Annotated in this window: 21 protein-coding genes; 10 read left to right on the plus strand and 11 right to left on the minus strand. The window is 46.2% G+C overall.

From position 1 onward, the window contains the following. On the minus strand, positions 1–319 hold a 319-nt coding region (locus C7B77_RS02255; protein ID WP_146138151.1), incomplete at its 3' end, for a transposase family protein. 289 nt (positions 320–608) lie between these two features. Between C7B77_RS02255 and C7B77_RS02260 the strand changes: the two genes are divergently transcribed. Then, positions 609–1,313 (plus strand): SGNH/GDSL hydrolase family protein, encoded by a 705-nt coding sequence (locus tag C7B77_RS02260; protein ID WP_245894004.1) that lies wholly within the window; start codon positions 609–611, stop codon positions 1,311–1,313. 33 nt (positions 1,314–1,346) lie between these two features. On the opposite strand, the gene C7B77_RS29560 is transcribed toward C7B77_RS02260, so the two are convergent. The 4 genes from C7B77_RS29560 to C7B77_RS02275 all read right to left on the minus strand — a co-directional run bounded on the left by C7B77_RS29560 (position 1,347) and on the right by C7B77_RS02275 (position 6,558). Then, positions 1,347–1,514 (minus strand): hypothetical protein, encoded by a 168-nt coding sequence (locus C7B77_RS29560; protein WP_181243680.1) that lies wholly within the window; start codon positions 1,512–1,514, stop codon positions 1,347–1,349. A gap of 338 nt (positions 1,515–1,852) precedes the next feature. Next, complete coding sequence (locus C7B77_RS02265; RefSeq protein ID WP_106299907.1) at positions 1,853–2,470, minus strand: exopolysaccharide biosynthesis protein; 618 nt, start codon at positions 2,468–2,470, stop codon at positions 1,853–1,855. A 428-nt stretch (positions 2,471–2,898) separates the two neighbouring features. Beyond that, on the minus strand, positions 2,899–5,109 hold the full coding sequence (locus C7B77_RS02270; RefSeq protein WP_106299909.1) for a molybdopterin oxidoreductase family protein: 2,211 nt from the start codon (positions 5,107–5,109) through the stop codon (positions 2,899–2,901). Positions 5,110–5,385: 276 nt separating this feature from the next. Further along, the gene (locus tag C7B77_RS02275; RefSeq protein WP_106299911.1) at positions 5,386–6,558 is read right to left on the minus strand and encodes an MFS transporter; all 1,173 of its coding nucleotides are present in this window, start codon (positions 6,556–6,558) and stop codon (positions 5,386–5,388) included. 212 nt (positions 6,559–6,770) lie between these two features. On the opposite strand from C7B77_RS02275, the gene C7B77_RS02280 reads away from it, so the two are divergent. Next, a complete protein-coding gene (locus C7B77_RS02280) occupies positions 6,771–8,351 on the plus strand; it encodes a flavin monoamine oxidase family protein (RefSeq protein ID WP_106299913.1) in 1,581 nt (526 codons plus the stop codon). Between the two features lie 217 nt (positions 8,352–8,568). Here C7B77_RS02280 and C7B77_RS02285 read toward each other — a convergent pair whose 3' ends face one another. Continuing rightward, positions 8,569–10,836, minus strand: a complete 2,268-nt coding sequence (locus C7B77_RS02285; RefSeq protein WP_106299915.1) for a serine/threonine-protein kinase — start codon at positions 10,834–10,836, stop codon at positions 8,569–8,571. A 464-nt stretch (positions 10,837–11,300) separates the two neighbouring features. Further along, the gene (gene thrS, locus C7B77_RS02290) at positions 11,301–13,109 is read right to left on the minus strand and encodes a threonine--tRNA ligase (protein WP_106299917.1); all 1,809 of its coding nucleotides are present in this window, start codon (positions 13,107–13,109) and stop codon (positions 11,301–11,303) included. A gap of 186 nt (positions 13,110–13,295) precedes the next feature. On the opposite strand from thrS, the gene C7B77_RS02295 reads away from it, so the two are divergent. From C7B77_RS02295 to C7B77_RS02305, 3 genes are all read left to right on the plus strand, one after another. Next, the gene (locus C7B77_RS02295; RefSeq protein ID WP_106299919.1) at positions 13,296–13,763 is read left to right on the plus strand and encodes a Spy/CpxP family protein refolding chaperone; all 468 of its coding nucleotides are present in this window, start codon (positions 13,296–13,298) and stop codon (positions 13,761–13,763) included. Positions 13,764–13,853: 90 nt separating this feature from the next. Beyond that, on the plus strand, positions 13,854–14,483 hold the full coding sequence (locus C7B77_RS02300; protein WP_106299921.1) for a YqiA/YcfP family alpha/beta fold hydrolase: 630 nt from the start codon (positions 13,854–13,856) through the stop codon (positions 14,481–14,483). Positions 14,484–14,642: 159 nt separating this feature from the next. Further along, complete coding sequence (locus tag C7B77_RS02305; RefSeq protein ID WP_106299923.1) at positions 14,643–15,233, plus strand: TetR/AcrR family transcriptional regulator; 591 nt, start codon at positions 14,643–14,645, stop codon at positions 15,231–15,233. Between the two features lie 485 nt (positions 15,234–15,718). Here C7B77_RS02305 and C7B77_RS02310 read toward each other — a convergent pair whose 3' ends face one another. Further along, positions 15,719–16,570, minus strand: a complete 852-nt coding sequence (locus C7B77_RS02310) for an acyl-CoA desaturase (RefSeq protein ID WP_106299925.1) — start codon at positions 16,568–16,570, stop codon at positions 15,719–15,721. A gap of 236 nt (positions 16,571–16,806) precedes the next feature. Between C7B77_RS02310 and C7B77_RS02320 the strand changes: the two genes are divergently transcribed. After that, complete coding sequence (locus C7B77_RS02320; protein ID WP_106299929.1) at positions 16,807–18,039, plus strand: TetR family transcriptional regulator; 1,233 nt, start codon at positions 16,807–16,809, stop codon at positions 18,037–18,039. 369 nt (positions 18,040–18,408) lie between these two features. Then, positions 18,409–18,906, plus strand: a complete 498-nt coding sequence (locus C7B77_RS02325; protein ID WP_106299931.1) for a GNAT family N-acetyltransferase — start codon at positions 18,409–18,411, stop codon at positions 18,904–18,906. Between the two features lie 32 nt (positions 18,907–18,938). Here the strand turns inward: C7B77_RS02325 and C7B77_RS02330 are convergent, their stop codons facing one another. Next, positions 18,939–19,484, minus strand: a complete 546-nt coding sequence (locus C7B77_RS02330; RefSeq protein WP_146138152.1) for a hypothetical protein — start codon at positions 19,482–19,484, stop codon at positions 18,939–18,941. Positions 19,485–19,577: 93 nt separating this feature from the next. Next, on the minus strand, positions 19,578–20,468 hold the full coding sequence (locus tag C7B77_RS02335) for a LysR family transcriptional regulator (RefSeq protein ID WP_106299935.1): 891 nt from the start codon (positions 20,466–20,468) through the stop codon (positions 19,578–19,580). Positions 20,469–20,602: 134 nt separating this feature from the next. Between C7B77_RS02335 and C7B77_RS02340 the strand changes: the two genes are divergently transcribed. Next, on the plus strand, positions 20,603–21,307 hold the full coding sequence (locus C7B77_RS02340) for a pirin family protein (RefSeq protein WP_106299937.1): 705 nt from the start codon (positions 20,603–20,605) through the stop codon (positions 21,305–21,307). 152 nt (positions 21,308–21,459) lie between these two features. Here the strand turns inward: C7B77_RS02340 and lysA are convergent, their stop codons facing one another. Continuing rightward, on the minus strand, positions 21,460–22,845 hold the full coding sequence (lysA, locus tag C7B77_RS02345; RefSeq protein ID WP_106299939.1) for a diaminopimelate decarboxylase: 1,386 nt from the start codon (positions 22,843–22,845) through the stop codon (positions 21,460–21,462). 223 nt (positions 22,846–23,068) lie between these two features. Here lysA and rpsL point away from each other — a divergent pair, with 223 nt between their 5' ends. Then, complete coding sequence (rpsL, locus tag C7B77_RS02350; RefSeq protein WP_015161335.1) at positions 23,069–23,449, plus strand: 30S ribosomal protein S12; 381 nt, start codon at positions 23,069–23,071, stop codon at positions 23,447–23,449. A gap of 374 nt (positions 23,450–23,823) precedes the next feature. Next, positions 23,824–24,294: a 30S ribosomal protein S7 gene (rpsG, locus tag C7B77_RS02355; RefSeq protein WP_106299941.1), complete on the plus strand. Its 471-nt coding sequence runs from the start codon at positions 23,824–23,826 to the stop codon at positions 24,292–24,294. Positions 24,295–24,381 lie beyond the last annotated feature (87 nt).

Below are 24,381 nucleotides of genomic sequence, written 5' to 3' on the forward strand. Positions count from 1 at the left end.
TTTTTGTATATGTTCTTCTCTCTTTCACAAATCCCATTTCTTCACTAAATGGTTTTTGACATTTCTCACATTTAAATTGTCTTCTATTTATTTCTAAAAATACTGTCTTCTCTCCCCACGACAAATCTTTAATTATATGCCACCGATTCTGATGTAATCTATTGCTGTTTAAACCGCAGCGACCACAAACACTTTCTTTTTCAATTGCTTCGACCTGTAGGATTATTCCAATTCCTTCATACTGTCGATGCGAAGTTACCTTTACTCCTTCTAAACCTAGTAGTTCTGTTAGTAGTTTAAGCTCCTTTTTCGTGCTCATACTAGCTGCTTTACCTCAAAAATACTAAAACTAGATTTTACCTACATCTAAATTGTACTCTCTCGCCAACCAGTATCAGGTTTTCTTCACCGATCGTATTTATTTGCTTACTTTGTTTGCTCAATTTGCTATCGATCGAGCATACTAAGTAATGAAGAGCCTAATTTGGCCGCTAAAACGATCGCCACCCAGGTTTTAGAGCAGATTACACTCAACCTCCACGCACATGAAATTGAGCTACCGTTATATATTGCTAACTGCTTTCCTCCTCATAATGCTTGGGGGTTCAATGTTATTAAATTTCCTACTCTTTAATCGCGCCAAACTATATTACTTAGAGCTAAATCAAACACGTTTAGATCCATTAGGGTTGAGCAAATATCCGGTAAATATCAACATCGCTAATACTCCCCAGCAATTGCGGGTGGTTTTCTTTGGCGATTCTAGAGCTGCTGGTTGGACATCACCTCAGAGTAGTAAATATGAGTTTATTAACCGAGGTATTTCCTCCCAGACATCAATTCAGACCAGTCAAAGATTTTCAGCACATGTACGCTCATTAAAACCCAATCTAGTAGTTATCCAGGTGGGCATTAACGATCTCAAAACTATTGCTTTGTTTCCAGACCGCCAGCAACAGATCGTGACAAATTGTCAAGCAAATATCAAACAAATTGTAGCGGAATCTCAAAAAATCGGTGCTGTCGCAATCGTTACTACTATTTTTCCAGCAGGAGACGTGCCACTCGATCGCAAACCTTTCTGGTCGGATGAAATCGGTCGGGCAGTTCGAGATGTTAATGCTTATATTGCCACATTAGCCAACGAAAAGACCATCGTATTTGATGCTTACGCTCTGCTGGTCGATCGTCAGGGACTGCTGTTAGAAAAGTATAAATCTAATGAATTACACTTAAACGATGCTGGGTATGTACTGCTCAATCGAGAGTTAGTAAAAATTATCGATAAAATCGATCGCCAGCAGACATTTTAATTGTCATCAACTGACCGAGATGCCAAACCTCACTCAGACATTCTGCACCAACGGAGCGAATGCACGTAATGCCAGACAGCAAGCTTGCCATTGGCCATCGACAGTAACATTGAGGCGAGCGCAACTGCCGTGGTAATGACCGTCAGGTTGATAAAACCGACACTGACGGCAACCGAAATTATGGCACTGATTATTTGACATGTATTTTACCCAATCTGATTATTGCAGTTAAAAATGATGAGGCTAGTAGAGTTTTGCAAAGCGATCGAGAAAATACTCTTGACGGCAAAGTCTGTTCTGGCTCCCACAATTAACGCAAATCGAGATGAAGAAGTTGTGGAGATAGCAAAGATCTGACTGGCAGTAAGCCAAAAACTGTACTGGATCGGCGTTGGCAAGGCATTAAGTTTTATTGCCAAGTATTGGCACGACGATTCCAATGAGAGGCTACGCCAACAAGTGGATCGGTTTGGCTCTAAAGTAATTTGGCTACTGGTTAGAAATCGACCTTTACCCTTTACCCCTTTCGATCGAATTAATTATGGCCATAAGTACGAGAAAGCCTGAATTGCTAATTGCCAAATTGTGCCAGCAATACTGGCAAAGAAAATAGTTGTCACCATTGTCATGCCATAGCCAATTAAAATAAATAACCCATCTGACTCTAATAAGCCGATCGCGAGAAATAATAGCGTGTAAGCCGGAACGAGATTAGTCAGGGGAATCGGCAATGGTAGCGACATCAATAGGGCATCCCATGCCAAACAAAGCCCAATAATGCGGTATCCCCACCAACTATTACTAAAGCGAGAAAATCGATTTTTGGACATTCGCTCCAAGGGTTGGAGCAACCGATTGATATTTTTAAGTAATTTTTGGGAAGCAGTCGGTGATAGTTCTATGCGAGCGATCCGCTTGGGTAAATAAGGTTTCGAGTAGCCTAAAGCTAGTTGACAACCGACTAAAATAATGCCACTACCTACTAATGTCGAAAATCCAGCTAAGGGGATCGGTAGGGGAATGAGCATCGGGATTGTTAATATCCCCGCGATCGTCCCAAACCCATTAGTGCCAGATCGTTCGATTAAGATCGCTAGCGGCAAAGGTCGATCGGTATATTCTTCTAATAGCTGGGAGAGGATTTGCGATAGTTTCATGTTCGATCGAATTTCGGTCTATTATTCTAACGCTCGTCACTAATTCTTATCTAATTAGCGATCGACGATCGAGTCGATCGATTTAGGATCGTCATCGATGCGATCGATCCAAGACGAGGCGACTGGTAGATTCTTCGACATCGATCTTCACTAATATGTTCTCCAACATAGCATGGCAGAAAAGTACGATAGCAACAATGTCGCGATCTATAGCAACCGCCACGCTTGTTAGGACATACCCCCGACTTCTTGAAGAAGTCGGGGGTATTGCAGTAATGGTCGAGATGTCCTAACCGCCTTGGCGACTGCTATATTATCCAGATCGCGACTCTTCAAAGGAAAGGCTCCGCCAAAGATTTGGAGAAAGTGCGTCAGCCACACCTCCTGATTAATACCAAATCTAGATTAAATTTCTAACCGCTTATCTATTATCCGTAGACTCCCAATTTACTCGATACGCTCTTGGGTACGCCAAACGGAATCGAAGATGCTGGCAAGATCGATTTAACGGGCACTAATTGCACCGCACAAGCTTTGAGTTCTGGTTGCAATGAATCGGGGCAGGCGGCATCGTGAGTAAATAGATTTGCTTCGGCGTCTTTTGCCCATAGTTCGCCCCAGTGCATGGGTACGAAGACGGTACCGCGATTGATGGCGGCGGTGATCAGTGCGGGGAATCTACCCGTACCGCGACGCGATCGAATTTCAACCAGTTCGCCATTTTCGATCTTTAATCTGGCGGCATCGCGGGGATGGATTTCGACAAAGGGATCGGGGTGCATCTGTTGAATTTTGGGGATGCGTCCGGTACGGCTCATTGTGTGCCAGTGACCGTACAAACGCCCTGTAGTCAGTACGAATGGATAGTCGGGGTCGGGCGGTTCGGCGAGTCCTTTGGAATGGCTGGCGGCAAATTTGGCGCGTTTGTCAGGATGGTGGAATTGGAGGTTGGTATACAGGCGTTTTCCGTATCGGGTTTTGCAACCTGTGGGGTGCGGCCATTGGGTGGGGCCATTTTCTTTGAGATACTGGTGGCTCAAGCCAGTGACATCGCAGGGACGACCCGCGCTGAGTTTGGTAAATTCGGCATAGACATCAGCACTATTTTGGAACCAGAACTCTTCTTTAAAGCCCAATCGTCGCCCGACTTCGGCAAAGATTTCCCAGTCGGCTTTGGCTTCGCCTGGAGGCGTTCTAAATGCCGGACAGAGGGTGACCGTTCGCTCGGAATTGGTCATTACACCTGTCTTTTCGCTCCACTGGGAGGCGGGGAGGAGGACGTGGGCGTATTTAGCGGTTTCGGTGGGATAGTATGCGTCCTGATGGATTGTAAACGGCGATTTTAATAAGGCTGCTTTCGTCCGCTCGATATCGGGCATACTAACGGCGGGATTGGTGGCTGCCACCCACAGCAAGCCTACCGCTCCGGTTTCCATACCTGTTATCATCTCCCAGGCAGTTTTACCACTTACAGGGGAGATTCTACCCTCGGGTAGATTCCAGAGCTGCTCGATTTCGGCGCGTTGGGCGGGATTTTTGACCAGGCGATAGCCGGGGAGAATGTGGGCGAGTCCGCCAGCTTCGCGTCCGCCCATGGCGTTGGGTTGTCCGGTGAGCGAAAATGGCCCCGCGCCAGGTCTGCCGATCTGTCCGGTCATCAGATGGAGGTTAATAATGTGGCGGACTTTGGCAGTACCTTCGCTAGATTGGTTGACGCCCATCGACCAGAAGGAGAGGATATTTTTGGATGTACCCCACCATTTGGCGGTTTGTTCGAGATCTGCTTGAGAAATGCCGCACTTCGACGCGACTATTTCAGGCGGGTAATGTTGAAGTACCTCGGTGAAGGCGGGGAAGTTGCTAGTACAGGATTCGATGAATTGTTGGTCTATTTTGCCCGCGCGCAGGAGTAAATAAGCAATCCCATTTAATAAATCGATATCGGTACCTGGCGTAATCGCTAAATGGATATCGGCAGCTTCGGCGGTAGCCGTGCGGCGCGGATCGACGACGACGATTTTGACGCGATCGTGTTTTTTGTGATATTTCCGCAGGCGGTTGAAAATAATCGGATGACATTCGGCGGTATTGGTGCCGATCAGAAAGGCAAAGTCGGTTTTTTCGATGTCGTCATAACAACATGGCGGCCCATCCGCACCAAAACTCTGGATGTAGCCAGATACTGCCGAAGACATGCACAGTCGCGAATTGGCATCAAAATTATTCGTACCCAAACACCCTTTGAGCAGTTTTTGGGCGGTGTAGTAATCTTCGGTCTGAAATTGTCCCGAACCATACATGCAGATGCCTTCAGCACCGTGGGTATCGAGGACAGTTTCGATTCGATCGACAATCCGAGTATAGGCTTCTTCCCAAGTCGCTCGTTTGAAAGGTTGGTCGAGACTATCTCGTACCATCGGATACATCAATCGGTCTTTATACAAAGATTCGCTAATCGTCGCCCCTTTAACACAAACCATGCCCTGACTGGAGGGGTGCGTTTTATCGCCCATGACTTTCCAAATCGGGGTACCGCTACTATCCCGATTGATGGATTTCCCTGGCTGCGCTGGGGGCGAAGCTTCTAACCCACAGCCGACACCACAGTAGGGGCAAAGTGTTTTGGTTGCGTCAGTCATGGTGGGTTAAGGATTAGGGCTGAGGGACAAGTGGTAATTAATATTTAGTATCGATCTGAAAGTAGCGATTTTATCTTGAAGATTCTGTATTTGAGAATACTAATACCATTTTGGATTGTCGCCACTGTGTATTTGAACTCTGATACATCGGGTTTTTCCAACGGGAATGCACCGCTGCATGGGCTAATTATTTTGGCGATCGAGATTTTTAGATCCGGACGAACGGCACAGTGTTGATGTTGCGCCGTTCGTGCCGATGCCTAGAGGATCGATCGATTAGGATAATTTGGCTGGCGATCTCAAGAAGGTTTGAACGAGGACGCCAGTGCAGCTCAGGGCAAAGACAATGAGTAATCCAAATCCGAGCGCGTAACTACCAGTTGCATCCCGACAGATGCCCAAGACGATGGGCGGAAAAAAGCCACCCAATCCACCTGCTGCGCCGACTAATCCGGTGACACTCCCTGTCTGTTGGGGGAAATATTGCGGCACGAGCTTGAAGACACCACCATTACCCAACCCAAACAAGACCGCACAGCACATCACGCCGATCGTAAATAGCCAGATCGAAGATGTTGCCATCAACCAACTAGTTGCAGCGATACCGACGAAAACGTAAAGCAGCAATTTTTGACCGCCCAATCGATCGCTCAAGATCCCACCAACGGGGCGAGTTAGAGTCGCGACTAAGACGAACAGAGCTGTTTTGGCACCTGCATCGGCGGGAGCCAATCCAAAAACTTCTTTGTACAAGGTTGGCAAATAAATACTCAGTGCGACGAAGCCGCCAAATGTCAAAGCATAGAAGACACTCAATACCCAGGCTAACTTTTCAGTTTTTAAGACGTGAATATTTTCGGCTAATGATTTGGATTTGCTGGGTGGTTTGGCATTAGTCGCTCCGAAGGCAAAGACCAGACCCCACACCACGGCAACCGCACTAAAAACTAGAAATGTAGCTGGAATGCCAATTCGAGCCGCTAAAACTGGCCCGCCAAAAACAGCAACTGATTGTCCGATATTCCCTGCGCCATAGATGCCCAAGGTCGTGCCTTGTTGACTCGGTGGATACCAACCAGAGACAAAAGCCACGCCCACTGCAAAAGAGGTGCCAGCTAAACCCATCAAGAAGCCCCAACAGAGCAGGCTAGGATAGGAATGGTTAAAAAACAGTGCCGTGGCAGGGACAATCGTAAATATTAACAGAATACTAAATACAAGCCGTCCACCATATCGATCGGTGAGCAATCCCAGCGGAATTCGTCCGATGGAGCCTAACAATACAGGAATAGCAATCATCACGCTAGCTTGCGTCACTGATAGCCCCAATTCTTTCTTTAATAACGGTGCCAACCCTGAGATAATCCCCCAATTGGCAAACGCTACGGCAAAGGCCATTGTGGCAAAGAATAAGTTTTGATTTGCAGCCGATCGATTCGGGTTTAGCATGACCAACAATAAAGATGATGTCTTGAATTACGAAGAAGTTACAGGAATAGTGGCGATCGATTTAGTATTTATAGCTACATTTTTAAGCTAATTTCGCAATAACCACATGTTTTAAATCCGTTTTATACATGTTATTGAAGTATTCAGTTACCGAGAATACAGCAAAATATTTTAGTAATCGAGATGTCTTTGTCAAATTACGACCTTAGGTAATGTCTAAAACTACATTAATTCACATATTACGTAGCACTTATCAGCTTGCCCGATTTGCCGATCGCCAGCGAATTTCGCCAGCAATAGCCCTAGAAATCTGGGAGATGCGATCTAGTCGTCGCCGCCTATTGCAAGGTTCTCTGGCGGCGGCTAGTGCCTTATCTGCGCTGGCATTGGAGCATCAATTCGATCGCCAAGTCGATGCGGCTACACCACCTATATTGATTGTGGGTGCGGGGATTGCCGGATTGACGGCGGCGTATTATCTCGATCGTGCAGGCGTACCAATCCGAGTTATAGAAGCCAGCAATCGCGTCGGGGGGAGGATTTTGAGCCGAGCCAAGGCACTGGGCACGACAACGACGGTAGAATTAGGTGGTGAATTTATCGATTCTGGACATCAATACATTCGGAAATTAGCTAAAGAATTAGGTTTACTAGAAGTAGATTTATTAGCTAGCGATCGCGGCTTAACTGAGGAGATTTGGTTCTTTAATAATCGTCTTATTAAAGAAAGCGAATTAATTAAGGCATTCATCCCGCTAGCTAAACAAATCGATCGAGATGTCAAAGCGATCGGAGAGGTAAATTACAAATCTAGAAATCGGCGGGCGATGCAACTCGATCGACTCTCGATTACAGATTATCTCGATCGTTATTGTCGCGACCCGATCTTGAAACAATTTATCGAGATTGCCTACACGAATGAATATGGCCTAGACGTCGATCGTCAATCGGCAATTAATTTGTTATTGTTGATTGGTAAAGATACAAAGAAAATCGAAATATTTGGCAGTAGCGATCAGCGATATCACATTCAGGGTGGCAATCAACAGATCGTCGATCGATTAGCTGCTAAATTTAGCGATCGAATTGAGAAAAATACGCGCCTAGAATCGATCCGTTCTACTAGCAATAATCGCTATCGAGTCAGCCTGCGATCGGGTGAAACTAGCAAAGAATATATATTCGATCGAGTGATTCTGGCATTACCATTTAGCATTCTCAGACAAATCGATCTTGGCGTAAAATTGCCAGCAGCCAAACGAGCGGCAATTAAGGAAATGGGCTACGGGACAAATAGTAAAGTCATTACCAGCTATAGTGAAAAATTATGGCGGACTAAGTATAAATCCAACGGTCAATCTTTTAGCAATCTGGACACTAGAGAAACTTGGGAAGCAACTCGATATACAGATACTCAGACAGGATTAATTACCAGCTTTAGCGGTGGTAATCTCGGTGTAAATATAAGCCGTTCTAAACCTGTAGCTACTAATAGTCAATTAACAGCACAATTCGATCGAATCTTCCCCGGCGTTAAAATTTTAGCTGCAAATACATCGCTAGTTACCAACTGGATCGATAATCCTTATGCTAAAGGTTCTTACTCCTGTTACTTAGTCGGACAATGGACGAAATTTGCTGGCTCTGAAGGGGAAAGAGTTGGCAATCTATTCTTTGTCGGCGAACATTGTTCGATCGAAGCCCAAGGTTATATGGAGGGAGGCTGTGCCACAGGATCGATTGCGGCATTAGCAATTTTAAAAGATTTGAAAGTTAAAACTAAAACTCGATAATCTTGCGATCGATAGGATCTCGATCGCACATACTTGACGTATTCGCAGGTTATCATCGATTTTAGATAATTAGATGAAAATAGTAAAATTTACATTAGATATAGGAGTGGTGGCGGTCGATATTATGTAGCTAATAATAGCCAAGCACCAATGACATATCCACGCTGTGATTGAGTGTGGAATTGAACGGCGATCCTTATGGCACAGTAAGAGAGAGCTAAAACAAAGTTTTTGGTCGGACTCGATTGGCTTCATCTACTAGCAAAATCTTCTCCTCACCAGTGCTCAGATGTGCGATCGATCGCAAGACTTTTTCCAAACCTTCTCGCAGCTTAATTTCCTCCAATGGCTGTCCTAAGATCGTCAGATTATTCTGTGCAGTAATGGCTTTGGATGTGAGTAAATTGAGGGCAGTTTCTAATACTTGCCGATCGAGTCGATATTTTTCGATGCCTTCTAAAGTTAGGGATTCTAACGTTTGATTTGCCGATTTGAGTTCGTCGATCGTCGGTTGGGGATGTTTGGGAATATTGATAGCAACTGGTAATTGTCGATCGACTAATATGCGGGCGATTTCGACTTTGGCTCTAGTATAGAGATTGGATGTCGGTGGTAATTGCTGTAAGGCGGTAACAGCGGCATTGCGATCGCCTTGCATCAATCGACAACGAGCTAGACCGAAAGCAGATGTGGGATAATTGAGATCTGTCCGCTCGACAAGTTCGTACATCTGTGCGGCGAGTTGATAGTTTTGCCCTTGCTCGGCAGCGATCGCAAATGCTAGTTTTGGTGCGAGTTCGCCCGGTAGATCGAAAAAGACGCGATCGAATGCAGCTTGAGCTTCCTGGTGACGATTTTGAGCCAGGAGTAATTTGCCGCGATACCAGTCTACCCGCCAATCCCAGGCATCTTGCTGGGCGACTTGCTCTAGCAGCATTTCGGCTTCGGTAAAGTCACCAGCAGATTCGACTACGCCTCGTTCGATTAAATTAGTTGCTAGGCGAAGTTTGGCTTCGATCGATGTGGGTAATTGTTTGATGACTTGTTTTAATTGCTCGATTCGGCGATCGCGGTTTGTCGTCATACTGGCATTTAGCACGACATTGAAGCCTGGATCTTTGGGATCGATGAGTAAATTGGGTAAATGCAAGTAACTAGGCTTAATCGGGCTAAAATCGCCCCCAGCGGTGACTGCCAATCGATCGCCATCGAAAAGACTACTGGTAGCAGGGCGCGGTGTTTTGGTTTCGGCAGCGACAACTTCGCGCAATACGCCCAATAGTTGCTCCGCCATCTCTTCAGCATTCTGGAATCGATCGTCTGCGGCTGGTGCAGTAGCTTTGAGCAGGAAGCGATAGAGTGATTCTTGCTGGGCGAACACGCTATCTGACTGAGCACTCGGGAGCGTATATTGATGCTCGGTGCCAAAGCCAGAGATATTCGTAACTAGCACGGCTAAAGTTCGCCCGATCGTAAATAAATCTGAGACAACAGTCGGCCCTTCGCCAGCTTCAGGGGCAGCATACCCGATCGTCCCATAAATATCGCCGTCAGGATCGTCAATTTTCCGCGCGCCACCCAAATCGATCAGTTTGATATCGTCCCCTTCGAGCATGACGTTATCCGGTTTGAAGTCGCAGTAAACCAAACCGAGCTGATGGAGATAGGCAAATGCCCCCAGCACTCGATGAATATAAGCGATGGCTTCCGATACTGGTAGAGTCCCCCGCTCTTTCCGAATTTGCTTGAGGGTTTTACCACCGACATATTCCATCACGATATAGCCTTCGGCAGCGTGGGTGACGAAGTTATAAATCCCGACGATATTTGGATGTTTGACTGCTGCCAAAAATTGCCGCTCGGCAAGAGCTACCGCCGCACTCGCCGCATCTTCACTATTTAATAAACCTTTAAGGACGACATATCGGGATAATAAATTGTCGAATCCCAAATAAATCCAACCTAGACCACCATAAGCGATCGCGCCTTTAACTTCGTACTGTCCGCCGACGACATCACCAGCAGCCAGACTGGGGACAAAATTATATTTTTGCCCGCATTTAGTACAAAAACCTTTATCTCTTTTGACAGCTTGATTGCAACCCGCACAAAACCGTTTATTCTCTGGTACTTTGGCTTCGGCAAGAACCGCTAATTCGGGAGTGGTAGATGGCAATTCGGGAATCGAAACCAATCCCGCTCCTAGTTGGCGGCGACTGCTCTTGCCCACTGTCGGCGCACTCCGACGGGTACCACGGGACGATCGATTATTGGTGGGACTCGATCCGGTACCTGTGACGGAGGCACTATTCGGTGCGGTTTTGAGGCTCGCAGAGCTGGATTGAGCTGGCTTGTTACTAACAGTTGCCGCTAGCGCAATATCTAATTCGGATTGGGATTTGAGTGCCGCCATCCCACATGTATCGCAATAACCATCATCGATCGTGCCATTACAGTTGTTCCGAGTACAAGTTAGTTTCGACATGCGATGTCCTGGGTAAAAAGATCTGTGTGCGCAGTTTGTCTAAAGATAGGGAGCAAACAGTCACAAATATGCGCCCGCGATCGATAGCAAGAGCTTCTCTACCAGCAGCATACTAGCTTCTCGATCGATATTATCTCGATCGCATTATTAATTGAGGATATCGATCGTCGATCGGCAAGAAACTAATTGCCTAATGTACCAACTTCAATCGCGATCCAATTATAGCGAATGGGCGTTAAAATCGTAGTGCGCATTCGTTCGTGGAGCGTCGGCTATGCCGAATCGCTAGAACTCGCATGACAGTTGTGTCAGAGTGAGCTAGAGAACTTATTTACTAGGGCAATCGCCATCGCCGCATGTTGCGAGAAAATTATCGCCGTCAGTTTGTTGCCTTTCATCCTTAAATCCAGCAACGCCCGATAAAGTCGAGCGGAGACAAATTAAATTTGTCTCCGCTCGACCGATTAAAAATCGCTAAAATTCGCGATCGAATCCACAGTTCTCTTTACCACTTCATCGACACCAATCGCGCCTAATTCGCCCCCAATTCGAGTACGAATGCTAATGGTGTTGTTTTCGACCTCATTACCACCGACGATACCCACAACGGGGATTTTCTCCTTCTCCGCATTGCGAATCATCTTACCCAAGCGTTCGTTACTAGTATCTACCTCAGCGCGCACGCCGAGAGCGACTAACTGCTCGCAAACATCTTTGGCAAACGGCATAAAGTCTTGAGCCACAGGGACTAGTCGCATTTGGACTGGAGCCATCCACAATGGGAAATCGCCAGCATACTCCTCAATCAAAATCCCGATCAACCGTTCGAGCGAACCAAATGGTGCGCGGTGAATCATCACCGGACGTTGGCGGCTGCTGTGTTCGTCGATGTATTCTAACTCGAACCGTTCGGGGAGAATATAATCGACCTGGACGGTACCCAATTGCCACTCGCGATCGAGTGCATCGCTAAAGATAAAATCGAGTTTAGGGCCATAAAAAGCTGCCTCGCCAATGCCGATAAAATGTGGCATTCCCAACTTTTCAACAGCACGTTGAATCGCGTTTTCAGCTTTGTTCCAAGTATCATCAGTACCGATATATTTATCAGAATCTGGATCGCGAAAACTCAACCGCGCTTTGAAGTTTTTTAGGCGCAGTTTCTCAAATACTGACAAAATCAGATCGACAACGCTGAGAAACTCCGCATCTAATTGTTCGGGAGTTACAAATAAGTGCGAATCATCGACAGTAAAACCGCGCACGCGAGTCAAGCCGCCGAGTTCGCCGGATTGTTCGTACCGATAAACCGTCCCAAATTCCGCATACCGAATCGGTAAATCCCGATAAGAACGCAATTCGCTTTGATAGATTTGGATGTGAAACGGACAATTCATCGGCTTCATCACAAAGCCAGTGTCAGAAGCAATATCTTCGATATTGTCCGCCATAATTGGGAACATATCTTCTTTGTATTTCTGCCGATGTCCCGACTTCATAAATAAGTCAGTTTTGGCAATATGTGGTGTAACGACAGGTAAATAACCCCGTTTAGTTTGCTCTTTTTTAAGAAAATCTTCGAGGGTGCTCCGTAATAATGTTCCTTTAGGCGTCCACAATGGCAACCCAGGGCCGACTAATTCTGAGAATATAAATAAGCCGAGTTCTTTACCGATTTTGCGATGATCGCGGCGAATGGCTTCTTCCTTGCGGCGTTCGTATTCGGCGAGTTGTTCGGGAGTTTCCCAAGCGGTACCGTAGATCCGTTGCAATTGAGCCTTAGTTTCATCCCCGCGCCAATAGGCACCCGCAACTGATTCGAGTTTAAAGGCTTTGGGATTGAGATCGCCAGTATTTTCTACATGTGGCCCCGCGCACAAGTCCCACCACTTATCGCCGAGGTGATAAATGGTAATCGGTTCTTGCAATCCAGCGAGGATTTCTAATTTGTAGGGTTCGTTGAGTGCGGATATTCGCGCTTCGGCTTCGGCTCTAGTCACTTCTTCCCGCACGACTGGCAATTTCTGATTGACGATTTTAATCATCTCTTTCTGAATCGTCTTCAGATCCTTGTCTGTGAAGGCGTCAGGGCTGTCAAAATCGTAGTAGAACCCATTTTCGATCCAGGGGCCGATCGTCACCAGAGCCTTGGGAAACAGCTTCTGTACCGCCATCGCCATAATGTGGGAGGTGGTGTGTCGAATTTTTTTGAGGGTTTCCGATTCGCTGGTTTTGGGTAGATGGATTTTCTCTGGCTGTTCGGCGTTAGACATGGGTATCCCTGGGAAATTCTATATTTCTAGCAGTAACTCAAAGGTCGCTGTTCGATCGATCTGTACTGGTTCTATTTTACCCAGGATTTTGCACGGATATCTGGAGTTGGGAATTGCCAGCAATCGGAGTGAACTTTTTAGATTTATCCCCAGTCTAATCATATTATCAACCTCGATCGAATTCTTATGTCTCGCTTTCGGCTGCTGACGCTCCTGTCAATTTTATTATCGATCGCTACAACCATTTTGCCCGCACGCGCCGATCTATCGCTGTCTCAGAATAATAATCGATCGACTAATAACGAACTTAAGATTCCCGCAGGTGGAGTGGGTAATCTAGTAAAAGAACTCAACCTCTCACCGGATCAGATCCGGCGGCTCCAGCAAATCCGGAAAAATGCTCGGGGTAAAACCCAAGCACGCCGCCAAGCATTGCAAGCAGCCAGACAGGAACTCGATCGACTGCTTCAGAGCAATGCAAGTGCCGATTTGGTGCGCCAAAAACGCCAGCAGGTGCAAACTTTGCAACGCGAAATTGCCGATGCCAATTTTGAAAATACACTAGCTATTCGAGAGATTCTCACTCCCGAACAGCGTGTCAAATGGCAGCAGTTAATCCAACAACGCCGTCAAAATCGCATTAACGGTCGCTAAATAGTGGATATTAGAGACTTGAGTATTTACCTCGTTCGTCTACAAGGACAAAAACGAGGTAAATTATTTCCGTTTTTACTTGCATAACAAATGTATATCTACTTACACGGTTTTGCTTCTGGCCCTGGTTCCACCAAAGCTAAATACATTAAAGAACGGTTTGCCAGCATTGGCATTGAGTTACAAGTCCCCGACCTCAATCAGGATGACTTTACCCATTTGACCATTTCGCGACAAATTGCCCAAGTTGTCGATTTATTTCCCACAGATGGCTCACCAATTACCCTAATTGGTTCGAGTTTGGGTGGTTGGATTTCAACAATTATTGCGCAAGATTATGCACGCGTGGAGCGACTGATACTACTCGCACCTGCCTTTGATTTTCTGTATCATTGGCTACCAAAGATTGGTGATGAAGCGTTAAATTCGTGGCAATCTACTGGCTATCTACCTATTTATCATCATGCTGTCCAAAGACTATTACCCCTACATTACGATTTCCTTGTTGACACTCGTAAATATCCTCTTTCTGCGATCGATCGCGTCCTACCCACTCTAATTATTCATGGCATTCATGATGATGTCATTCCGATTTCTGCTAGTCGCAACTTTGCCGAGTCTAGGAGCTGGGTTGAGCTACTGGAGTGGGATAGCGACCATCAACTTACCGATATGAGCGATCGAATCTGGCAAGAGATCCGCAAAAAGTGTCAATTATAGCTGTAAGAAATATTACATTTTATTAGCAAGTCCTCTTCCTTAGAGACTTGCTTGGAAGCTCTCGATTCTCCAAGGGAGAGGCTACGCCAACGAGATTGACACGACTATTTAGATTACAGTAGAATATCAATTAGTACTTCAAAAGTCAGTTCGATCTCAGTGTCAAAAGCAGAACAGACAAAGCAAAAAATCATCGAAAAAGCCGCAATTACTTTCAACCAAAATGGTTATGCAGGCTCGTCGATCGGCGAAATTATGAAGCTGACTGGATTGCGAAAAAGTGGTTTTTATCATCACTTTAAAAGCAAAGAAGAGATTGCAGTTGCTGCATTTGACTATACGCTCGGTTTGATTCTAGAAGCTGTAATGGCCAAAGTGGGCACGGCCAATACGGCAATCGATCGATTGAATGCTTTCATCGATACTTTTCGCGGCTTTACCACGCAGCCGATAGCAGTAGGTGGATGTCCGATTTTGAATACTGCCGTAGAAAGTGACGATACCCATCCCCGATTGCGACTGCACGTCCAAGAGGCTGTCAATGAAATTCGCGCTCTAATCGATAGCATTATCGAGTTAGGTATTCGTCAAAATGAAATCCTTGATACTACCGATCGCGAACAAGTTTCGACAATTATTCTCGTGACGATCGAAGGTGCCATTATGATGAGCAAATTGTACGGTACGGATATTTATCTCGATCGAGCGATCGAGCATTTGCATCAATACATTAACGGTTTAGCGCGCTAAGATAAAAGGGCTAGCGGGCTAGACTTTACTTTAGATTAATTTAACCCCTCTTAACGTAGTCCAAGTAGGTGCTGCGGTTGTTGTCGAACCCAAAGTTAAACTGTGGGGACAAACCGTTGGTTATGTTCGCGATTTACATGGCATTCTGGTTTCGATCGATAGCCCGCTGTGAGCCTGATGGGGTAGGGTAATACATATCACATCTAAACAACTTGTCTATATAAACCATTTGAGATCTCTACCGTTGGTGTGCGAAATACATCATCATGCCGTTTTTTTGGATCTGTAGGGGTGGGTTTATGCTAGCTAATATCGCTTTTACCGTGCGATCTCAAACAAAACCCACCCTCCACCACCAGGATCTAACAAGATCTCAAATGAGTTCCATACACCATTGGATAAAAAAGGAAGGGACGATCGATCGTCCCTCCCTTTTATAGTTGGATTAAAGTCCGCACAGGCGGCGGACTAGATGAAATCGAAGGCTAATTAGTCGGCGGTAAGATAACACGTTTGGCCAAACCGAGCTTCTGTAATAATTGAATCGACCACCAAGTCATATCGATTTCCCACCACTGCCAACCACCTTTAGCGACATTGGGATAAGCATGGTGATTGTTGTGCCAGCCTTCGCCATAAGTAAGCAGAGCCGCCCACCAGAGATTGCGAGAATTGTCATCGGACTCATGGCTGCGGTAGCCAGTAATGTGACTGGCAGAATTGATCAACCAAGTGCTGTGCCACAAAATTACCGCCCGGACAAACACGCCGTAAATCACAAACGACCAACCGCCGATCGCATACAATAGCAGCGCGACGGGAATTTGTAAGAACAGGAAATATTTATCGAGCCAACGGTAGTAGGCATCCTTGGCTAAATCTGGTGCCGCTTTTTTGTACTCGTCGAGTTTGAAGAAGTTGGATTTGGGGTAGAAGATCCACAGCATGTGACTCCACCAAAAGCCCCGCTTCGCCGAGTAGGGATCTTTGTCCCAATCTTCGGTATACAAATGGTGCTGGCGATGTCCGGCTACCCAGAAAATCGGGCCGCCTTGGAGTGCTAACGCGCCGAGGGTGGCGAAGACATATTCGAGTGGTTTGGGCACCTGGAAGCTGCGATGAGTGAGCAAGCGATGAAATCCCAAACAAATCCCGATCGATCCGAACAGCCAATGTAGTAAGATTGCCGTTCCTAGTGCCGACCAATTAAAATACCACGGTGCGGCTAGGGCAATCAGATGAAACGAGCCAAAAAAGAAGACATTCGTCCAACTTAAAGATGCCGTTTCCTGCTGCTGCGAGCTATTCTCGCGCTTCTCTAACAAATTAGCAGTCATAAATAATTAGGTTTGAGGTTTGAGGTTTTAGACTGTGGATGTTAATTTCCCCTCATCCCTAACCGCTAATCCCCAACCCCTAATTTGGACATTGGGTTCGGCATCTAGGTATAGTAGAAAGAGGAGTTGCAAGTAACGCTTGCATTTACATCCTAACAAGCTTTTTGAGATCGTGCAAGTATCACTTGCATTTTGAGTCGATAATCCTCCAGCCCCAATCCGCAATCCCAAACTCCATGCCATCTTCCCGCAATCTTACCCGCCAAAAAATTATTCAGGCAGCGATCGAATTATTTGCCAGTCAGGGGGTAAGTGAGACGACTACTAAACAGATTGCCGAACTAGCTCAGGTGAATGAAGTCACCTTATTTCGCCAATTTGGGAATAAACATGGACTATTGCTAGCTGTAATTGAGGATGCCGATGTATTTGCACAATTGGGACAGAGTTTGACGACAGAATTGCCGCCAGCGAGTAGTTTGGCAGAAATGCTCAGAGCCTATGCCAATACCTGCCTCCAAGCACTAGAACAAACTCCCGCCGTAATTCGATCGCTCGTGGGTGAGTCGGGGCAATATTCGATCGAAAATCGCCAAGGATTGGGACGCAGTTTCGATCGAGCCAATCGCCGCGTCGCTAAGTATTTAAAAACCAATATCGGCGAATCTCAATCAGATTTACAATTACCGATCGAGCAATTAACCAGCTTATTGCACACATTATTATTCGGCTATGCCACGATCGAATTAACTAGCGAATTTCATGGCTTGTGGCGCGATCGAGCCGATTTTCTCGATCGAGTGGTGGCATTATTTGTCGCTGGTGCAGTTGCCGAAAATAACCGTCAATTAACATCGGCAAGTCTGCCCGAAACTCAGACAATCCAGCAAGATTTACCCGAACCAATCGTCCATCAAATCCTCCAGCAAGCCAAAAAACACAGCCCGCAAGCTTACGCGCTAGTTTATATATTATTTGGGGCGGGATTGAGCGCGAACGAGATCGTCTCATTAACTCGATCGAATCATCTCAGCAGTAGCGATCGCCAATTATTGCAAATAACTCACGGCTCGATGCGTCAAGTCCCCGTCAATCAGTGGATTCTGGGCAAACGCTACGGCTCCTATCTCAAAAACCCCCTCACACAATGGCTCAGAAGCCGCAAAGATACTCATCCGGCTCTATTCATCAATCCAGATGGAGAGGCACTCACAGCGGCAGATTTGCGCCAACTGTGGCAACAATCGATCGACGGACTTCTATCTCCGACAGGCACACCACCGACGATCGAACAAGCTCAAGCAACTTGGTGTGTAGAGATGCTTATGAGAGGATTATCGATCGAAGCCATGCAAGTACTAACCGGATGGGAAACCAGCCAACTCGAACCTTATGTGCGTCGCGCCAATGAGTTGACAGTTTTAGCACAAGCATTTAATGTCGATACCTCACAACGTTCTCATGGTTAAATTAAAGAAAATGCAAATATTTATGTGCTTAGTTACTAACAGCCCTGAAATGAATTTCGGGCTAAGAGCAAAAGTCCACTGAAGTGGACTGTAGAAGAATACTTTTCCAACAACTAATCCACATTACTACAAGTAAGTTGTTTATGGATGCCCCTACGGAAAAATTCTGTAGTAGAGCTTTTCATACGTGTGCAAAAAATCTTTTAGTTCACTTCAGTGAACTTTCGCTTTTAGCCCGAAATTCATTTCAGGGCGATTCAAGACTAAGCTCCAAGGACTTTAACTTTTTATGTGCTTGGATGAAACTATCTTGGCTACAATCCTCATCTAGGAAACAATTTAAATCGATCGAAAGGAGAATTAATTATCATGAGTGCGATCGTTAGAGATGCCTTTACTCACGAATTTGATGATATCGCCAAACTCCTTGTCGAAGCATATAGCGAATATGCTAGCGCGCTGACGCCAGAAAATTGGCAGACAATGCAAACCAATTTATCGAAAATAACCGAAGTTGCCCAACAAGGACGATTAATCATCGCGCAATTAGATCGAGAATTAGTTGGCGCGGTGGTTTACTGTCCGCCAGGAACGTCCGATACGCGGATTTTTCAGCCTGAGTGGGCATCATTGCGGATGTTAGCAGTATCGCCCCAACATCGGGGGCAAGGCATCGGGGCGCAACTGAGTAGTGAATGCATTCGTCGCGCTAAAGAAGATGAAGCAGAAATAATTGGATTGCATACTAGCGAGTTGATGCTACCAGCAATCCGGATGTACGAACGGTTGGGATTCGATCGAGATTTGGTATTGCCCCGTCGTCTGGGCATCCAGTTTTGGCGGTACGTGCTGAAATTGAACGACTAAATATAGCAGTCCTAAATCATTTGCGATCTTTCTTAGTTATTTGAAAAAGATTGCTCGGCTCGGCAATCGAATATGAATTGTCGCAAGTAGCTAGCAATTGCATCTAGCTCGCGCTTCTCACCCATCCCAACTCCCGAATCTATAGCAAGTGGTGCTCCTGAATTTATTAGCAGGTAAAGTTCAAATACTATATGTGTGTATCCATATCCTACGGATTGCGAACTGAGCAACTTTACTTCTGTCGCTCGAATTTCATGGAGTGGCAATGTATAAAGTTTAGATGTATTCAAACCTTGAAGCTCTAGAGTAAATTGGTTATTGGCTTTATCTAACCTGTAGATAGTTACCATTCTTTTATTTGACAAGAAACGATTGAGTGCGAGCCAAGAAACCCATGCAAATAGGGGTAAAAAGATTACTGCCCACCAACCGCTACCAAGTTTAACGCTAATTGAAAATAGAATATAAGCTACGAAAGCTAGAACCCAGAGCATTACAAAAGCAGTACCTAATAAAAAACCTGCTTTAGTTCCTTTTTGAATGATTAAGACTCGTTCGGTTTTGGTCAGAATTTTCATTGGCATTCGCTCCTTGAAAATACTACTAACGCGATTACGGCTTTCCTGTATCGATCGCGATCGGTTCAATTTTCAACATTATATCTCGATCGATTATCTCTGCCCGAATCTTTCCTTTAAAAAGTCCACCAGCAGCCGAATTTTGGTGGATAAATGTCGATCGATTGGATACAATATTTCCATCGCAAGTACCGACGGACGATAGGCTGGCAATACGATTTGCAATAGTCCTTTGTCGATCGCTGTTGCCACAATAAAACGAGGTAAGAGCGTAATTCCCAGTCCTTGAATTGCGGCTTCTCTAAGTACTTCACCATTATTAGAACACAACATGCCACGAACGATCGCGGTATGCTCGCCCTCTACTCCCGTTAATGTCCAGCGATTCTCAATGGCTAGTTGTCCGTAATGCAAACAAGAATGCGCGGATAATTCTCGCGGGTGCGTGGGGATACCATGCCGTTCTAAATAACTGGGAGCCGCACACAATAACCGTTCGGCGGGGGCTAACGGCTGAACGAATAAACTCGAAGTCGGTTGCGGTGCGGCAATTCTGATTGTCACGTCAAAACCTTCCTCGATCGGATCGACAAAGCGATCGTTTAAGGTTAATTGCACTTGCAGTTCGGGATATTGCAATAAGAAATCGGCGATCGCGGGAGCTAAATACATCGTGCCAAAAGTCATCGGGGCATTTACTTTCAATCTACCCTTGGGTGCGGTATGTAGCTGCATTACCGATCGTTCAGCGGCTTCTAAACTCGCCAAAATTTCCACACACCGTTCGTAAAAAGCCAATCCCGTCTCCGTCGGACTCACTACCCGCGTACTGCGTTGCAATAGTTGTACCCCCAGATCGTTCTCTAGGGCAATTACCAGCTTATTGACAACCGATCTCGAAAGTCCCATTTTGCGAGCGGCTGCGGCAAAACCACCCGCCGCGACTACCTGCGTAAAAGCCTGCATTTGTTCGATTTTGGCCATAATCTCGATCGCAGATTGTATCGATTTTGGAGACAGTATGTCTGCAATTTAACATATTGTCTTTCAATTAGATTCAATTCATAATAGTAGTGTTCCTAAATAAAACCCCTACAACAGTTAGGAGGAACCTAAATATGCTGACAATTCGCTCCGCGCAAGATAGAGGTGTTGCTAACTTTGGATGGTTGGATAGCCGCCATACCTTTTCCTTTGGTAATTACCGCGACCCCAAGTATATGGGTTTTGCCGATCTGCGGGTAATTAATGAAGACTTTGTGGATCCGGGACAAGGATTTCCCACCCACGGACATCAGGATATGGAGATTGTCACCTACATTCTCGAAGGCGCATTAGAGCACAAAGATAGTATCGGTACTGGATCGGTAATTCTCCCCGGCGATGTCCAACGCATGTCTGCGGGAACGGGAATTCGTCACAGCGAATTTAATGCTTCTCAATCTGAAGCCGTGCATTTCCTCCAAATCTGGATTTTGCCAGAGCAAAAGGGGATCGAACCCAGTTACGAGCAAAAGCATTTTACTGAAGCTGACAAGCGCGGTAAATTGCGGCTGGTAGGTTCTCGCGACGGTCGCGATGGTTCTGTTGTCATTCACCAAGATATCAGTCTCTATGCGGCTGCTTTACCAGCGGGTGAAGCTGTCAGCCATACGTTTGCACCAGGCAGAGTTGGTTGGTTGCAAGTAGCACGCGGCTCTGTAAAATTGAACGAGCATCAGCTCAAAGTCGGAGATGGTGTGGCGATCGATCGCGAAACTAAAATCGAGATCCACGGGATCGAGGGCGATGCTGAAGTGTTGTTATTCGATATGGTTGCGTAAAGTACCCCAACCTGCTTCGCTGAGGTTGGATCTTCCAACACAGCTAACAGTGACGGTTTTATTCCTTGAAGAGGAATAAAACAGGCTATGTAGGGCTTGCTCGATCGATTCAGCTCCACTGGCACAAATCGATCGAGCATCGGTTTTAAATCTTACTTTATCAATCGTTGCGGCAACCTGTCGAACCGTAAAAGATCGTGATAACTTTCGCGTTGGATGATAATATTTGCTTCGCCATTGTTAACTAAAACAGCAGCCGGACGGGTAATCCGATTGTAGTTAGAAGACATGCTGTAGTTATACGCTCCAGTCGCGGGAACGACTAAAATATCGCCAGGTACCGCAGCGGCAATTTGGGCATCTTTAATTAGGATATCGCCAGATTCGCAATGTTTGCCCGCGATCGTCACTGTTTCGGTCATCGGTGCGGACATTTTATTGGCAATCATCGCTCGATATTGCGATTGATATGTAATCGGGCGGGGGTTGTCGGACATGCCACCATCGATGCTGATGTAGGTACGAATTCCCGGTACGGTTTTATTCCCGCCGACGGTGTAGGCGGTGACACAGCTACTCCCAATCAACGAACGTCCGGGTTCGGATAGGACGCGCGGATAAGCGATGCCATGTTCGTCACAGGCGATTTTGAGGGCGGTAGCGACGTTTTTTACCCACTCGTCGATGCTTTGCGGATCGTCGGCTTCGGTGTATTTAATACCCAAACCGCCACCGACGTTAATTTCACTAATCGGTAAACCGTGGCTGAGGGCGAGTTTGTACCACTCCACCATGACGCCCGCCAAGTCTTGGTGCGGTTGTTGCTCGAAGATTTGAGAACCGATATGCGCGTGAACGCCGATACAGGTAATTGCTGACTGTTGGCTCAACCAACCGAAGACTTCATCGAGCTGATTGGGATCGAAGCCAAATTTACTATCTAAATGTCCGGTGCGAATATATTCGTGGGTGTGGCACTCAATCCCCGGCGTGAGTCGAACCATCACGGGGACATTTTTGCCCATGGAGCTGGCAATCGTGGCGATATTTTCGAGTTCGAGCCAGTTATCCGCAATAATCCTACAGTTTTTAGAGATCGCCAGTTCTAGTTCGGCAACTGATTTATTATTACCGTGGAAGTAGATTTTATCTGCACTTACACCCGCTTTAATCGCCGTGAGAATTTCACCACCCGATACCACATCGATACCTAAATCTTCACTACCCGCGATCGCGCATACCGCCAGACAACTCCAAGCTTTAGACGCATATATTACCAGTGATTCTCCCGGATAATATTTCTGCCATCCATCCCGATATTGTTGACAAGCGATGCGTACCGACTGCTCGTCGAGAATATATAACGGCGAACCAAATTGCTGTACCAACTCCGTGACATCGCAGCCACCGATTTCCAAGCAGTCCCTGTCGTTTACTTTCGCAGTCAGCGGGAGAATGTGTTGGTTGGGCGATGCGTCAGGAGTAGCTGAGGGCAAGTACTGGCGGCTGTCGGGATGAGGTGCGGATATCGATACCATTGGACTGTTTGAACTAGAATCTGGATTACTAAATTATAATGGAAGTGCGATTGCTGTCGCCGATTGCCGATCGATAAGCGATCGCGGTAGCAGTAGTCCAGACAAATTTATGGAGTCAACTTCAGCAGTGAATCTTTTGGTTGACACGCGTTAACAGATCGTCATAGAATGGTAATTTGTCAACAGTTGGAACCGCTAGGTGACTGTCAAAATTTTCTAAAACATGCCAACCATCCAACAGCTCATTCGCAAAGCCCGCGAAGACTATAAAGTCAAAACCAAGTCACCCGCGCTCAAGGAATGTCCCCAGCGTCGCGGTGTCTGCACTCGTGTCTATACCACTACACCAAAAAAACCTAACTCGGCTCTACGTAAAGTAGCGCGGGTAAGGCTTACTTCTGGTTTTGAAGTCACAGCCTACATTCCTGGTATCGGTCACAACCTTCAGGAGCACTCGGTCGTAATGATTCGAGGCGGTCGGGTTAAAGATTTACCTGGAGTCAGATATCACATCATTCGCGGTACGTTGGATACTGCTGGGGTTAAAGATCGCAAGCAAGGTCGTTCCAAATATGGAACCAAACGACCTAAAGCGGCTAAGTAAACTTCAGATTTTGCTCGCTATTACTCTAGATTGAGAGTACGTTAGTTATATTTGTAAGCTTACATAAAATTCATACCCAGTCTTGCTGTAGGCTCCCATGCTGAGGTTGTCTACATGCGATCGCGTTAGCTGTCGATACAACATCATACGCGATCGATAATATGACTGAAGTGGCGATCGAGTGGTAGTTTCCGGTTTCGTTGCAAATGGTTTCGGAAATCCGTTCGGATTGTCCCTACCATCACTGAAGATTATTAATCCTCAAGTCAAGCAAATTAAGTAAGTGGCCGATAGCGATCGCACCAGCGATTTCATGCTGAGGCTGTACCAACGCCAGTACCCGCACCAATCACCAATTCAATCTTTTTCGCTTTATGTCACGTCGAACCAAAGTTATCAAACGCCAAGTGCCACCAGATGCCGTCTATAATAGTCGGCTGGTGAACATGATGGTACGCCGCATTATGTACAGCGGCAAAAAATCAGTCGCTTATCGGATTATTTACGATGCGATGAAAACGATTGAAGAGCGCACGGGTAACGATCCGCTCGAAACCTTTGAAAAAGCAGTTAAAAATGCTACTCCCCTGGTGGAAGTCAAAGGTCGCCGAGTCGGTGGTGCTACCTATCAAGTACCGATGGAAGTCAAAGCAGAACGCGGAACGGCTTTAGCCATGCGCTGGCTGATCAACTACTCGCGCTCCCGCGCTGGTAAATCGATGGCAGCCAAATTGGCTAACGAGCTAATGGATGCAGCAAATGAGACGGGTAGCGCGATTCGCAAGCGCGAAGAAACTCACCGGATGGCCGAAGCCAACAAAGCTTTCGCCCACTACCGTTACTAGAGTCGCGTGGGTGGAGACTCTCCCCCAAAAGAATCGCTGTTTTATTCCATTTGGGGGTTGTGTATGTACCCGACCGTCCCCAAAAAC

This window comes from Chamaesiphon polymorphus CCALA 037, from assembly GCF_003003845.1.
Taxonomy (GTDB): Bacteria; Cyanobacteriota; Cyanobacteriia; order Cyanobacteriales; family Chamaesiphonaceae; genus Chamaesiphon; species Chamaesiphon polymorphus.

Coding starts and splice junctions, on each gene's coding strand:
- C7B77_RS02285 (WP_106299915.1), bottom strand. CDS start 10,836: ATGTCGAAACTAACTTGTACTCGGAACAACTGTAATGGCACGATCGAT.
- C7B77_RS02295 (WP_106299919.1), top strand. CDS start 13,296: ATGTCTCGCTTTCGGCTGCTGACGCTCCTGTCAATTTTATTATCGATC.
- rpsG (WP_106299941.1), top strand. CDS start 23,824: ATGTCACGTCGAACCAAAGTTATCAAACGCCAAGTGCCACCAGATGCC.
- C7B77_RS02280 (WP_106299913.1), top strand. CDS start 6,771: ATGTCTAAAACTACATTAATTCACATATTACGTAGCACTTATCAGCTT.
- C7B77_RS02340 (WP_106299937.1), top strand. CDS start 20,603: ATGCTGACAATTCGCTCCGCGCAAGATAGAGGTGTTGCTAACTTTGGA.
- C7B77_RS02325 (WP_106299931.1), top strand. CDS start 18,409: ATGAGTGCGATCGTTAGAGATGCCTTTACTCACGAATTTGATGATATC.
- C7B77_RS02260 (WP_245894004.1), top strand. CDS start 609: ATGTTATTAAATTTCCTACTCTTTAATCGCGCCAAACTATATTACTTA.
- C7B77_RS02275 (WP_106299911.1), bottom strand. CDS start 6,558: ATGCTAAACCCGAATCGATCGGCTGCAAATCAAAACTTATTCTTTGCC.
- C7B77_RS02270 (WP_106299909.1), bottom strand. CDS start 5,109: ATGACTGACGCAACCAAAACACTTTGCCCCTACTGTGGTGTCGGCTGT.
- thrS (WP_106299917.1), bottom strand. CDS start 13,109: ATGTCTAACGCCGAACAGCCAGAGAAAATCCATCTACCCAAAACCAGC.
- C7B77_RS02335 (WP_106299935.1), bottom strand. CDS start 20,468: ATGGCCAAAATCGAACAAATGCAGGCTTTTACGCAGGTAGTCGCGGCG.
- lysA (WP_106299939.1), bottom strand. CDS start 22,845: ATGGTATCGATATCCGCACCTCATCCCGACAGCCGCCAGTACTTGCCC.
- C7B77_RS02330 (WP_146138152.1), bottom strand. CDS start 19,484: ATGAAAATTCTGACCAAAACCGAACGAGTCTTAATCATTCAAAAAGGA.
- C7B77_RS02300 (WP_106299921.1), top strand. CDS start 13,854: ATGTATATCTACTTACACGGTTTTGCTTCTGGCCCTGGTTCCACCAAA.
- C7B77_RS02265 (WP_106299907.1), bottom strand. CDS start 2,470: ATGAAACTATCGCAAATCCTCTCCCAGCTATTAGAAGAATATACCGAT.
- C7B77_RS02320 (WP_106299929.1), top strand. CDS start 16,807: ATGCCATCTTCCCGCAATCTTACCCGCCAAAAAATTATTCAGGCAGCG.
- C7B77_RS02310 (WP_106299925.1), bottom strand. CDS start 16,570: ATGACTGCTAATTTGTTAGAGAAGCGCGAGAATAGCTCGCAGCAGCAG.
- rpsL (WP_015161335.1), top strand. CDS start 23,069: ATGCCAACCATCCAACAGCTCATTCGCAAAGCCCGCGAAGACTATAAA.
- C7B77_RS29560 (WP_181243680.1), bottom strand. CDS start 1,514: ATGTCAAATAATCAGTGCCATAATTTCGGTTGCCGTCAGTGTCGGTTT.